Below are 12,081 nucleotides of genomic sequence, written 5' to 3'. Positions count from 1 at the left end.
CATTGTTCTGGTAGCCCGGCTAAGCGTAGCGCAAGCCGGGAGTTTTCTTTAAACGTTACGCTTCATCCTGGGTAACGCTTTCAATCGTTAGACGCACATCAGAAGTAATCAGGTCTGCCAGCATGCGGTAGATCTTCAACGTCTCTTCCGGCTCGGCATCCCCGGTATCGCTGATATAGCCTGCGTCACGCAGGGTCAACACCAGAGTACTGAATACCGCCTTATCGAAGAACTCCGGCGCGTTAATACCGTGCAGCACGGACAGACGCTGAGCCACGGTGCGGCTCTCTTTCTCCAGCGAACTGCGGTTCATGGACGGGTTGGCACTCAGCAGCCAGAAAGTGATGGCATAACGCTGCAGCGTTTCACGCGCGCCTGCGGCCAGCAGTTGCAGAGAGCGGGCGTGAGACGGATTGACGCTCACTTCGTCTTCGCTCAGGGCGATCAGCCCCTGACGCTGCATCTCAGCAATCAGCGCATCGACGACGCCTGCCAGTTCAGCTTTTTCCCAGCGCAGGAACAGCTCAGCTTTCAGGAACGGGTAGAACATCTCGACATGACGCAATATTTCGGCGCGGGTAATGCGACGATGCTGGGTCACAATGGCGGCTAACAGCGACGGCATCACCAGCATATGGGCGATGTTGTTGCGGTAATAGGTCATCAACACTGCCTGCTCGCGCGGCAGAATGATGATATCGCCAATGGTGTCTTTCTCGACTTCGAACTTGTTCATCTGTAGCGCGTGGTCGATAAGCTCGCTGGCGGAGGTCTCAGGTGTTGTGGCATCCGGCGAATAAGGCACGTTGCGCAGCAGGGCGAGATAGCACTCCAGCTGTTCGGTGAGCTGCTCGCGGGTCAGAGAACGCTGACGCGAGGCCAGCAGCGCGGTACAGCACAGGTTCATGGCGTTTGCCGCGCCGGCATTGTTGATACGCACCATCAGATCGGAGGCGATATTGTTCACCGTCGGCGTCAACCATGACGGACGGACCGCTTCGATAGGATCGATAGCCTCGCGCCAGTCAGGGACATGCTGGTTGAGATAGGTCATCAACGGCAGCGGTTCGCCGAAGTTGACGTAGCCCTGGCCGAGGTTGCGCAGTTTGCTGAGGCCTTTCAACATCTGCGGCAGGCTCTCTTTCTCTTTCGTCGCCCCGCGCAGCTCTTTGGCGTAGGTACCGACTTCCATCACGTGCTCGTAGCCGATATAAATCGGCACCAGGGTGATAGGGCGGGTACCGCCGCGCAGCATCGCCTGGATCGTCATCGACAGGGTGCCGGTTTTCGGGTCCAGCAGGCGTCCGGTACGTGAACGACCGCCCTCAACGAAGTACTCCACGGAGTAACCGCGGCTGAACAGCTCGCCGAGATATTCGCGGAACACTGTCGAATAGAGCTTATTCCCTTTGAAGGTGCGGCGAATAAAGAACGCGCCGCCACGACGGAAAATCGGCCCGGCAGGCCAGAAGTTCAGGTTGATACCGGCGGCGATATGCGGCGGCACCAGACCCTGGTGATAGATGACGTAAGAGAGCAGCAGATAGTCCATATGACTGCGGTGGCATGGAACATAGACTATCTCGTGGCCTTCATGCGCCAGCTGGCGTACGCGCTCGGCGTTGTGGACGTTAATGCCCTGATACAGCCGGTTCCAGGTGAAACCCAGTACGCGGTCGGTCAGACGAATCATTTCATAAGAGAAGTTTGCGGCGATCTCTTCCATCAAGGCGATGGCGTTTTGCTGGGCCTTCTCGTGGGAGATTTTCTTGCTACGCGCTTCGTCTTCGACCGCGCGGGCAATGGCTTTTGACGCCAGCAGCTTGTTGAACAGATCCTGGCGCGCAGGCAGGCGCGGGCCGACCGCCGCCAGACGCTGACGGGCGAAGTGCATACGCGCTACGCGGGCCAGCTTTTGGGCGATAATTTTATCGGTACCGTGCTCGTCTGCCATTTTGCGCAGAGAGACCGAAGGCGAGAAACGCACAAAGCTGTCGCGACCCAACCACAAAACGGCGAAGAATTTTTGAATGCCGTTTAGCATACGCAGCGGCGGGTTTACTTCGCCTTTTTCACGGCCTGGCGCACGACCAAACATCACCGAAACCGGCACCATCTGCACGTCAAGATCGGGATGGTTACGGTGCAGATCCAGGTAATCATGGAACAGCTTGATGGATTCTTCTTTTGGCGTGTAGTAGGTGAAAACACGCGGCCCGCCGTGAATAAACACGTAGCGGGGAAGCAGGGTACCATCGATCTCCAGCGGCTCAAGCGGGTCCGGTAATTCATGTTCCAGACATTGAGCGCGAAGCGTCAGCAGGTCCGCCTTCGAATTGTAGGGCAGGACGTACATGATGGGACGTGAGGTATCCAGGCCCAATTCCTGAGCAGGTTGTGCCGGAATTGACTTGCTTTTTACCAGTGCCCTTAATGGTAAATTCAGTAATTTATAGTAAATTCGTTGCCAGCCAGACATAGACGATGTGAAGCCTCTGGTTAATCATGCAAATGCGCCGCAAGAATAACAGAAAGTGCGCAAAATTTCCGTTGTAACGCGGCAAACGCGTACACTCATTGACGTCATTTACATAAAAAGGTTTGTTTGATGGCCAATAATACCACTGGGTTAACTCGAATCGTTAAAGCAGCGGGGTATTCCTGGAAAGGATTCCGTGCGGCGTGGATCAATGAGGCCGCATTTCGTCAGGAAGGCATCGCTGCCATTATTGCCGTGGCGATAGCCTGCTGGCTGGATGTCGATGCCATCACGCGCGTTTTGCTGATTGGCTCGGTCCTGATAGTGATGATAGTTGAAATTATCAACAGCGCGATTGAAGCGGTCGTTGACCGTATTGGCCCTGAACATCATGAGTTGTCTGGCCGCGCGAAAGATATGGGCTCTGCGGCGGTCCTGTTGGCGATTATTATCGCGTTGATCACATGGGGAACGCTGTTGTGGGCAAACTACCGCTAAGTCTTGCCATGACGGCTCGCAAAACGGAAAGAAACTCCTGATTTTTGTGTGAAATGTGGTTCCAAAATCACCGTTAGCTGTATATACTCACAGCATAACTGTATATACACCCAGGGGGCGGAATGAAAGCGTTAACGACCAGGCAGCGAGAGGTGTTTGATCTCATTCGGGATCATATCAGCCAGACGGGCATGCCGCCGACGCGTGCGGAGATTGCTCAGCGCTTGGGGTTTCGTTCCCCAAACGCGGCGGAAGAACACCTGAAAGCGCTGGCGCGTAAAGGCGCAATCGAGATCGTTTCCGGTGCCTCCCGCGGTATCCGTCTGCTGACGGAAGAAGAAAGCGGCCTGCCGCTTGTCGGCCGCGTTGCAGCAGGTGAACCACTGCTCGCACAGCAGCACATCGAAGGCCACTACCAGGTCGATCCGGCAATGTTTAAGCCGAATGCCGATTTTCTGCTGCGCGTAAGCGGAATGTCGATGAAAGACATCGGTATTCTGGATGGCGACCTGCTCGCGGTACATAAAACTCAGGATGTGCGCAATGGCCAGGTTGTTGTGGCCCGCATTGACGATGAAGTCACCGTGAAGCGTCTGAAAAAACAGGGTAACGTCGTCGAATTGCTGCCTGAAAACAGCGAATTTACCCCGATCGTGGTGGATTTACGCCAGCAAAGTTTCACTATTGAAGGTCTGGCTGTCGGCGTTATCCGCAACGGCAACTGGCAGTAACCTCTTCATCTCGCAGCATCATCTGATGCATGGTGCTGCGCTGTTTTCCTTCTTCATCTGGGCTCTTCCTCATGCTTTTTAACGCCGCCGATAAAGCCCTGTGGCGCTTAGCGCTGCCCATGATTTTCTCCAATATCACCGTTCCTTTGCTGGGGCTGGTGGATACCGCCGTTATTGGTCATCTTGATAGTCCGGTTTATCTGGGCGGCGTTGCGGTTGGCGCGATGGCGACCAGCTTTCTCTTCATGCTGCTCCTGTTTTTGCGCATGAGTACTACGGGCCTGACGGCTCAGGCATTCGGCGCGAAAGATCCGCAACGGCTGGCGCGTGCGCTGGTGCAGCCGCTGGGGCTGGCACTGGCTGCCGGGATAGCCATCGTCCTATTCAGAATGCCGTTAATTAATCTGGCGCTGCACATCGTCGGCGGCAGTGATGCGGTACTTGAACAGGCCCGCCGTTTCCTCGAGATTCGTTGGCTGAGCGCTCCGGCATCTCTGGCGAATCTAGTGCTGCTGGGCTGGCTGTTGGGCGTGCAGTATGCCCGTGCACCGGTGATCCTGCTGGTTGTCGGCAATGTACTCAACATCGTGCTTGATTTATGGCTGGTGATGGGCCTGCATATGAACGTGCAGGGCGCAGCTCTGGCGACCGTAACAGCAGAATACGCCACCTTTTTCATCGGACTCGTTATGGCGAAACGCGTGCTGGTACTACGGGGCGTTTCGCTATCGATGCTGAAAAACGCCTGGCGCGGCGATGTGCGTCGTCTCCTGGCGCTGAACCGCGACATTATGCTGCGCTCGCTGCTGCTACAGCTATGCTTTGGGGCGATGACGGTATACGGTGCCCGGCTCGGCGCTGATGTTGTAGCGGTCAATGCGGTGTTGATGACGATGCTGACCTTTACCGCCTACGCGCTGGATGGTTTCGCCTACGCCGTGGAGGCACACTCCGGGCAGGCTTACGGTGCCCGCGACGGCAGCCAACTGCTTGAGGTATGGCGTGCGGCCTGCCGTCAGTCTGGCATGGTAGCGCTGGCGTTTGCGCTGATTTACAGCCTTGCTGGCGAGCAGATTATCGCCTTGTTAACGTCGCTCCCTTCTCTGCAGCAGCTTGCCGACCGCTATCTCATCTGGCAGACAATACTGCCGGTCATTGGCGTCTGGTGCTACCTGTTGGATGGTATGTTTATCGGCGCAACGCGCGGGGCAGAGATGCGTAACAGCATGGCGGTAGCGGCGGCGGGATTCGCCCTGACGCTGCTGATGGTGCCGGTTCTTGGTAATCATGGTCTATGGTTAGCGCTGGCGGTGTTTCTTGCCCTGCGCGGGGCTTCACTGGCGATTGTCTGGCGGCGTCACTGGCAGCGCGGCACCTGGTTTTCATAGCGTGCATTGTTCAGATGGTGGTTAAAGATTCCGAATAATAAATCTTACTCAGAATACTCATCTATAGTTAAGTCATGTCCGGCACACAGCGGGCTGTTCATTCACCGAACGATCACCGAACGATGAGGATGACATGATGAATAAAGATGAAATCGGCGGTAACTGGAAACAGTTGAAAGGTAAAGCGAAAGAACAATGGGGCAAACTTACCGACGATGATATGACCGTCATCGAGGGTAAGCGCGACCAGCTGGTTGGCAGAATTCAGGAACGCTATGGATACGCCAAAGACCAGGCCGAGAAAGAAGTGAAGGATTGGGAAACTAAAAACGATTATCGCTGGTAGTGACTAACGTTCGTGTTTTAACCCGTGGTTATTGCCTGCCCGAATGGTACATGGAGGTACCGATACCCTTGATTCCCGCTGCGGCTAACGCCTCAGCGGGCTTTCTTTTTGATCTGGATGGTGTGGTCATGATGGCAGTGCCCTGGCGTACTGCACGCTTCCACCTCCACACAGGCGGCGCACAGGCCGTGTGCTTCAATCACATTGTGACGCAGGGCAAAACCCATTCTTGCCGCCAGCGTATGCATAATATCTTCTACACCTTCCGCACACTCTTCTTTGACGCTGCCGCAGCGGTCGCAGATAAACATCGCCGAGCTGTGGGTTGGCTGATCGAAAAGATGGCACAGTACGTAGCTATTGGTGGACTCCACCTTATGCACGAACCCTTGCTCCAGCAGAAACTCCAGCGCCCGATAAACCGTCGGCGGTTTAGCCTGAGGTTCTTTTTCGCGCAGCAGATCGAGCAGGTCATAGGCGCTAATAGCCCCTTTTTGCAGGCTCATTAGACGCAACACTTCAAGGCGCTGCGGGGTCAGGCGCACGCCACGCTGCGCGCAGAGCTTTTCAGCATGCGCTAACATTTGTTGCGAAGTGGTCTTATCCATGAGCGTCCTCTGGTTGCGTGAATTCGAAGCTGTTACTTTATCACGATCCCAGTAAAACACCGAGACTCACCAGGTGTGCTATACATGATGCATCTCATTTTCGGGAAAAAACGATGAAACGACCTGATTGCATTCGACATTGGCGCGAACTGGAAGGTGCGGACGATTCCACCTATCCCGACAGTACGGAGCTTTTCTCTATTGGCGCACCGTTGGCGCGCGGCCTGCGCCTGAACCGCTTAGGGATTCATCACGAGCGCTTGCTGCCCGGGCGTCGTACCTCTTATCCGCATGCGGAAAGCGATGAAGAAGAATTTATCTACGTGCTGGATGGTTATCCTGAAGTGTGGATCAACGGCTATCTCTGGAAGCTGGAGCCGGGGGATAGCGTCGGTTTTCCTGCCGGAACCGGCGTTTGCCACACTTTCCTTAACAACACCGAACAGGAAGTTCGCCTGTTAGTGGTGGGGGAGGCGAACAAAAAATTTAATCGCATTTACTATCCGCTTAACCCCGGCTATGCCGCCACGCGTCAGGATCGCTGGGTCGATCATCCTCCGCAGTTTTTTGGCCCGCACGACGGGAAGCCGCGGAGAAAATAGCGCTTCTTGCCGGATAGAAGCTGTGAACGCTGGCGCGATGCGCCAGTGGTTTATCTTTGTGCTATAGTAGCGCCCCTTTTTACCCGGATGCTTATTTATTCGCCATGATGTCAGAATCAACGCCTACTGCTTTTGCTGCTCACCGTTTTTCCATCGCGCCGATGCTCGACTGGACCGACAGACACTGCCGTTACTTCCTGCGTCAACTGTCGCGCCATACGCTGCTGTACACCGAAATGGTGACCACCGGCGCGATTATCCACGGTAAAGGCGACTATCTGGCCTATAGCGAAGAAGAACATCCGGTTGCTTTGCAACTGGGCGGCAGCGATCCGGCAGCGCTGGCGCACTGCGCGAAGCTGGCGCAAGCGCGCGGATACGATGAAATAAACCTCAACGTCGGCTGCCCTTCCGATCGCGTGCAAAACGGCATGTTTGGTGCCTGCCTGATGGGCAACGCGCAACTGGTGGCCGATTGCGTCAAGGCGATGCGCGACGTGGTGTCCATCCCGGTGACGGTTAAAACCCGTATTGGCATTGACGACCAGGATAGCTACGAGTTTCTGTGTGATTTCATCGAAACGGTCTCCGGAAAAGGCGAGTGCGAGATGTTTATCATCCATGCGCGTAAAGCCTGGCTTTCCGGCCTGAGTCCGAAAGAGAACCGTGAGATCCCGCCGCTGGACTACCCACGCGTTTACCAGCTCAAGCGCGATTTTCCGCACCTGACCATGTCCATCAACGGTGGCATCAAGTCGCTGGAAGAGGCAAAGCTGCACCTTGAGCATATGGATGGGGTGATGGTGGGGCGTGAGGCTTACCAGAATCCGGGTATTCTGGCTTCGGTTGACCGGGAAATTTTCGGCATTGAAGGCATCGATCCCGATCCGGTTGCCGTGGTTCGCGCGATGTATCCTTATATCGAACGTGAACTGAGTAGCGGCACTTACCTGGGCCATGTGACGCGTCATATGCTGGGGCTATTTCAGGGGATCCCGGGCGCACGTCAATGGCGTCGCTATCTGAGTGAGAATGCGCATAAAGCCGGTGCCGATATTAATGTGCTGGAGCAGGCGTTGCAGCTGGTTGCCGACAAGCGTTAATTTTTTCACTAAAACCTGGTCAAATTCACCACGCCTTGCGTTAATTACGCAGGGCGTTTTGCTTTAAATTCAATAAGTTAAATTTGGCACGTTTTTTGTAATATCCGGGAAGACATACAGAAATTCTTTGGGGAGAAGACGATGCTGGAACTCATATTTGTTATTGGCTTTTTTGTCATGCTGTTGGTTACCGGCGTATCGCTGCTGGGAATTATCGCCGCAATAGTCGTCGCAACCGCGCTGATGTTTGTCGGCGGCCTGTTTGCATTAATGATTAAACTGTTGCCATGGTTGCTGCTGGCCGTTGCCGTCGTCTGGGTGATTCGGGCGATAAAATCGCCAACTGAAAGTCGTTATCGCCGTAATAACCGTTGGCGTTACTAAGGTATTGAGCGGTATGTCACAACCTGAAGATTTTTGCATAAAGCAGCGTAGGCTTTGCTTATTAAATCTGTCACTATTAGCGCGTTAACGAATTCATCGAGCTGTACCCTACATACAGCCGAACAAAAAAAGTAAGGGCTTCCCATGTGGAAGCCCTAAACTTTTGTGCTCCGGCCATTACGGTAATAGCAAACTCGAACCCTGCGTTGCCCGACTTTCCAGCACCTCATGTGCGCGTCTGGCATCGGTTAATGCATATTTTTGGCTCTCCGCCACATCCACTTTTATCACGCCGCTGGCGATCAGCGAGAACAGCTCGTTGCTGGCTTCCGTCAGCTCTTCACGAGTGGTGATATAGCCTTGCAGCGAAGGGCGGGTCACATATAGCGAACCCTTCTGGTTGAGTATCCCAAGGTTCACGCCGGTCACCGGACCGGACGAGTTGCCGAAGCTAACCATCAGTCCCCGGCGCTGTAGACAGTCGAGTGACGCCTCCCAGGTATCCTTGCCTACCGAGTCATAGACCACGTTAACTTTCTTACCGCCGGTTATCTCTTTTAAGCGCTCGACGATATTCTCGTCGCGGTAGTTAATGATCTCCCAGGCTCCGGCCTGTTTAGCACGCTCAGCTTTTTGCGCGCTGCCGACGGTACCGATCAGTTTAGCGCCCAGCGCTTTTGCCCACTGGCAGGCAATCAATCCTACGCCACCGGCCGCCGCGTGAAACAGGAACGGTTCACCCGCTTTAATTTCGTAGGTTTTTCGCAGCAGATAATAGACCGTCAACCCTTTCAGGAATGAGGCTGCCGCCTGCTCGAAAGAGATAGCGTCAGGTAAAATGGCGGCTTTATCGGCAGGTACGTTATGCACCGAACTGTAGGCCCCCAGCGTGGATTGCGCATAAACCACCCGATCGCCCGCTTTAATATGCTTCACGCCGCTGCCGACTTTACTCACTACGCCTGCGGCTTCGGTGCCCAGCCCGCTCGGTAGAGAGGGGGGCGGATAGAGGCCGCTGCGGATGTAAGTATCAATGTAGTTGATACCGATGGCTTTGTTTTCTACCTGAATTTCGTGCTCCGCCGGATCCTTCGGTGTGAACTCCACCGCTTGCAGAACTTCAGGCCCTCCGTGCTTGTGAAATTCAATACGTGTTGCCATGCTTCCTCCATAAATGTGGTAATCTTTCGACCCATTCACTATCTCGGTAACTCCATTCACTATGGCAGGAAATAAACCCTTCAACAAACCACAGACTGAACCCCGTGACCGCGATTATCAGGTCGCCGGGCTGAAAGTCCCGCCGCACTCGATTGAAGCGGAGCAGTCGGTGTTGGGTGGTTTAATGCTGGATAACGAACGCTGGGACGATGTCGCTGAGCGCGTGGTTTCAGAAGACTTTTATACTCGCCCGCATCGCCATATTTTTACCGAAATGGCGCGCCTGCAAGAATCGGGTAGCCCGATTGACCTGATCACGCTCGCGGAATCGCTGGAGCGTCAGGGACAACTGGACAGCGTCGGCGGCTTCGCCTATTTGGCTGAATTGTCTAAAAATACGCCAAGCGCAGCGAACATTAGCGCTTATGCCGATATCGTTCGTGAACGTGCAGTTGTGCGTGAAATGATCTCGGTGGCGAATGAAATCGCTGAGGCCGGTTTCGACCCCCAGGGCCGCACCAGTGAAGATCTGCTCGATCTGGCTGAATCCAGAGTCTTCAAGATCGCCGAAAGCCGCGCCAATAAAGATGAAGGCCCCAAAAATATCGCCGATGTGCTGGATGCCACCGTCGCGCGTATCGAACAGTTGTTCCAGCAACCGCATGATGGTGTCACCGGAGTGAACACCGGCTATGACGACCTGAACAAAAAGACGGCGGGTCTCCAGCCGTCAGACCTGATTATTGTCGCAGCCCGTCCGTCGATGGGTAAAACAACCTTTGCGATGAACATCGTCGAAAACGCAGCGATGTTGCAGGATAAGCCGGTTCTTATCTTCAGTCTCGAGATGCCCTCGGAACAGATTATGATGCGTACGCTGGCTTCGCTGTCGCGCGTTGACCAGACCCGCATTCGTACTGGTCAGCTTGACGACGAAGATTGGGCGCGTATCTCCGGCACCATGGGGATCTTGCTGGAAAAACGCAACATCTATATTGATGACTCCTCCGGTCTGACGCCGACGGAAGTGCGCTCCCGCGCGCGCCGTATTGCCCGCGAGCATGACGGTATCGGCTTGATTATGATCGACTACCTGCAGTTGATGCGCGTGCCGTCGCTCTCCGATAACCGTACTCTGGAAATCGCCGAAATTTCCCGCTCTTTGAAGGCGCTGGCCAAAGAACTTCATGTCCCGGTGGTCGCACTGTCGCAGCTTAACCGCTCTCTGGAACAGCGTGCGGATAAGCGCCCAGTCAACTCGGACCTGCGTGAATCCGGCTCTATCGAGCAGGATGCTGACTTAATCATGTTTATCTATCGTGACGAGGTGTATCACGAGAACAGTGATTTAAAAGGCATCGCCGAAATTATTATTGGTAAACAGCGTAACGGCCCCATCGGGACGGTACGTTTGACGTTTAACGGTCAGTGGTCGCGTTTTGATAACTATGCCGGTCCACAATATGACGACGAGTAAATCTCCGTCATCCTTCATGCCGCAGATGCGTTGACTACGCCTGTTCACCCCAGTCACTTAGTTTACTAAGCTCCCGGGGATTCTCAGGCTTGTCGCCTTCCTGCAACACGAATGATTTAGGAGATTCTTTTATTAAGGAATTTAAATGCAAGCGGCAACTGTAGTGATTAACCGCCGCGCTCTGCGACACAACCTGCAACGTCTACGCGAACTGGCTCCTGCCAGCAAGCTGGTTGCGGTGGTGAAAGCGAACGCCTACGGACACGGTCTTCTGGAGACCGCGCGAACGCTCCCTGACGCCGATGCTTTTGGCGTCGCCCGTCTCGAAGAAGCGCTACGCCTGCGCGCAGGCGGTATCGCCCAGCCGATCCTGTTGCTGGAAGGTTTCTTTGAGGCCGCCGATCTGCCGGTGATCTCCGCCCAGCGCATGCACACAGCGGTACACAGCCCGGAACAGCTGGCGGCGTTGGAAGAGGCTGATTTGCCCGAGCCAGTGACCGTATGGATGAAGCTGGATACCGGGATGCATCGATTAGGCGTCCTGCCGGAACAAGCGGAAGCGTTTTATCAGCGCCTGAGCCAGTGCAAAAACGTCCGCCAGCCGGTCAACGTGGTCAGCCATTTTGCCCGTGCCGATGAACCGGAATGCGGTGCCACCGAACGTCAGCTGGATATCTTTACCACCTTCACGGAAGGTAAACCGGGGCTGCGTTCCATCGCTGCTTCGGGTGGAATTTTGCTGTGGCCGCAGTCGCACTTCGACTGGGCGCGTCCGGGGATCATTCTTTACGGCGTATCGCCGCTGGAAAACCAGTCGACAGGTGCGGATTTTGGTTGCCAGCCAGTGATGTCGCTGACTTCGAGCCTGATCGCGGTCCGTGAGCATAAAACCGGTGAACCGGTTGGCTACGGCGGTACCTGGATTAGCGAGCGCGATACGCGTTTAGGTGTGGTGGCGATGGGCTACGGCGATGGTTATCCGCGCGCTGCGCCGTCCGGAACACCGGTGCTGGTCAATGGCCGCGAGGTGCCGATTGTCGGACGCGTGGCGATGGATATGATTTGCGTCGATCTCGGGCCCGAATCGCAGGATAAATCTGGCGACCCGGTCGTGCTCTGGGGTGAAGGCTTGCCCGTCGAACGTATTGCTGAGATCACAAAAGTAAGTGCTTACGAACTTATCACGCGCCTGACTTCAAGGGTGTCGATGAAGTACGTGGATTAACTTCAGCCATCGTTCTTTCCCCGGTGGCGGCTAAGGCCTTACCGGGGCTACGGGTTCACTACCAGCTGCGGGCCGGTAG

At 55.0% G+C, this 12,081-nt stretch carries 12 protein-coding genes; 9 read left to right on the top strand and 3 right to left on the bottom strand.

What is annotated here, in order from left to right:
• Positions 1-55: 55 nt before the first annotated feature.
• Positions 56-2,479, bottom strand: coding sequence for a glycerol-3-phosphate 1-O-acyltransferase PlsB (gene plsB / locus HV213_RS27505; protein ID WP_181484033.1), 2,424 nt, complete (start codon positions 2,477-2,479; stop codon positions 56-58).
• Between the two features lie 129 nt (positions 2,480-2,608).
• Between plsB and HV213_RS27500 the strand changes: the two genes are divergently transcribed.
• The 4 genes from HV213_RS27500 (at position 2,609) to HV213_RS27485 (ending at position 5,442) form a co-directional block, all read left to right on the top strand.
• Entirely contained in the window at positions 2,609-2,977 is a 369-nt protein-coding gene (locus tag HV213_RS27500) for a diacylglycerol kinase (RefSeq protein WP_181484032.1), read from the top strand.
• Between the two features lie 122 nt (positions 2,978-3,099).
• Complete coding sequence (gene lexA, locus HV213_RS27495; RefSeq protein ID WP_112215896.1) at positions 3,100-3,708, top strand: transcriptional repressor LexA; 609 nt, start codon at positions 3,100-3,102, stop codon at positions 3,706-3,708.
• 71 nt (positions 3,709-3,779) lie between these two features.
• Positions 3,780-5,096 carry an MATE family efflux transporter DinF gene (gene dinF, locus HV213_RS27490; RefSeq protein ID WP_181484031.1) on the top strand — a complete coding sequence of 439 codons (1,317 nt, stop codon included), beginning with the start codon at positions 3,780-3,782 and terminating at the stop codon, positions 5,094-5,096.
• A 136-nt stretch (positions 5,097-5,232) separates the two neighbouring features.
• Positions 5,233-5,442 (top strand): CsbD family protein, encoded by a 210-nt coding sequence (locus HV213_RS27485; protein ID WP_110274589.1) that lies wholly within the window; start codon positions 5,233-5,235, stop codon positions 5,440-5,442.
• Between the two features lie 92 nt (positions 5,443-5,534).
• Here HV213_RS27485 and zur read toward each other — a convergent pair whose 3' ends face one another.
• Positions 5,535-6,050: a zinc uptake transcriptional repressor Zur gene (gene zur, locus HV213_RS27480; protein WP_110274588.1), complete on the bottom strand. Its 516-nt coding sequence runs from the start codon at positions 6,048-6,050 to the stop codon at positions 5,535-5,537.
• Positions 6,051-6,163: 113 nt separating this feature from the next.
• On the opposite strand from zur, the gene HV213_RS27475 reads away from it, so the two are divergent.
• The 3 genes from HV213_RS27475 to pspG all read left to right on the top strand — a co-directional run bounded on the left by HV213_RS27475 (position 6,164) and on the right by pspG (position 8,139).
• Entirely contained in the window at positions 6,164-6,652 is a 489-nt protein-coding gene (locus HV213_RS27475; protein WP_110274587.1) for a cupin domain-containing protein, read from the top strand.
• A 104-nt stretch (positions 6,653-6,756) separates the two neighbouring features.
• Positions 6,757-7,755, top strand: coding sequence for a tRNA dihydrouridine(20/20a) synthase DusA (dusA, locus tag HV213_RS27470; protein ID WP_181484030.1), 999 nt, complete (start codon positions 6,757-6,759; stop codon positions 7,753-7,755).
• A 141-nt stretch (positions 7,756-7,896) separates the two neighbouring features.
• On the top strand, positions 7,897-8,139 hold the full coding sequence (pspG, locus tag HV213_RS27465) for an envelope stress response protein PspG (RefSeq protein WP_181484029.1): 243 nt from the start codon (positions 7,897-7,899) through the stop codon (positions 8,137-8,139).
• A 177-nt stretch (positions 8,140-8,316) separates the two neighbouring features.
• Here the strand turns inward: pspG and HV213_RS27460 are convergent, their stop codons facing one another.
• A complete protein-coding gene (locus HV213_RS27460) occupies positions 8,317-9,300 on the bottom strand; it encodes a quinone oxidoreductase (RefSeq protein WP_181484028.1) in 984 nt (327 codons plus the stop codon).
• A gap of 61 nt (positions 9,301-9,361) precedes the next feature.
• Between HV213_RS27460 and dnaB the strand changes: the two genes are divergently transcribed.
• Both dnaB and alr read left to right on the top strand, forming a co-directional pair.
• Positions 9,362-10,777 carry a replicative DNA helicase gene (gene dnaB, locus HV213_RS27455; protein WP_181484027.1) on the top strand — a complete coding sequence of 472 codons (1,416 nt, stop codon included), beginning with the start codon at positions 9,362-9,364 and terminating at the stop codon, positions 10,775-10,777.
• Between the two features lie 145 nt (positions 10,778-10,922).
• Positions 10,923-12,002 carry an alanine racemase gene (gene alr, locus HV213_RS27450; protein WP_181484026.1) on the top strand — a complete coding sequence of 360 codons (1,080 nt, stop codon included), beginning with the start codon at positions 10,923-10,925 and terminating at the stop codon, positions 12,000-12,002.
• Positions 12,003-12,081: the final 79 nt, after the last annotated feature.

Origin of the sequence: Klebsiella sp. RHBSTW-00484 (assembly GCF_013705725.1) — a bacterium.
Taxonomy (GTDB): domain Bacteria; phylum Pseudomonadota; class Gammaproteobacteria; order Enterobacterales; family Enterobacteriaceae; genus Klebsiella.
The sequence above is the reverse complement of the archived record's forward strand: the minus strand, read 5'-3'. Positions and strand labels throughout refer to the sequence as shown.

What these genes read in the sequence shown, in the direction of transcription:
- plsB (WP_181484033.1), bottom strand. Translation starts at nt 2,479, where the DNA reads ATGTCTGGCTGGCAACGAATTTACTATAAATTACTGAATTTACCATTA.
- HV213_RS27500 (WP_181484032.1), top strand. Translation starts at nt 2,609, where the DNA reads ATGGCCAATAATACCACTGGGTTAACTCGAATCGTTAAAGCAGCGGGG.
- lexA (WP_112215896.1), top strand. Translation starts at nt 3,100, where the DNA reads ATGAAAGCGTTAACGACCAGGCAGCGAGAGGTGTTTGATCTCATTCGG.
- dinF (WP_181484031.1), top strand. Translation starts at nt 3,780, where the DNA reads ATGCTTTTTAACGCCGCCGATAAAGCCCTGTGGCGCTTAGCGCTGCCC.
- HV213_RS27485 (WP_110274589.1), top strand. Translation starts at nt 5,233, where the DNA reads ATGAATAAAGATGAAATCGGCGGTAACTGGAAACAGTTGAAAGGTAAA.
- zur (WP_110274588.1), bottom strand. Translation starts at nt 6,050, where the DNA reads ATGGATAAGACCACTTCGCAACAAATGTTAGCGCATGCTGAAAAGCTC.
- HV213_RS27475 (WP_110274587.1), top strand. Translation starts at nt 6,164, where the DNA reads ATGAAACGACCTGATTGCATTCGACATTGGCGCGAACTGGAAGGTGCG.
- dusA (WP_181484030.1), top strand. Translation starts at nt 6,757, where the DNA reads ATGATGTCAGAATCAACGCCTACTGCTTTTGCTGCTCACCGTTTTTCC.
- pspG (WP_181484029.1), top strand. Translation starts at nt 7,897, where the DNA reads ATGCTGGAACTCATATTTGTTATTGGCTTTTTTGTCATGCTGTTGGTT.
- HV213_RS27460 (WP_181484028.1), bottom strand. Translation starts at nt 9,300, where the DNA reads ATGGCAACACGTATTGAATTTCACAAGCACGGAGGGCCTGAAGTTCTG.
- dnaB (WP_181484027.1), top strand. Translation starts at nt 9,362, where the DNA reads ATGGCAGGAAATAAACCCTTCAACAAACCACAGACTGAACCCCGTGAC.
- alr (WP_181484026.1), top strand. Translation starts at nt 10,923, where the DNA reads ATGCAAGCGGCAACTGTAGTGATTAACCGCCGCGCTCTGCGACACAAC.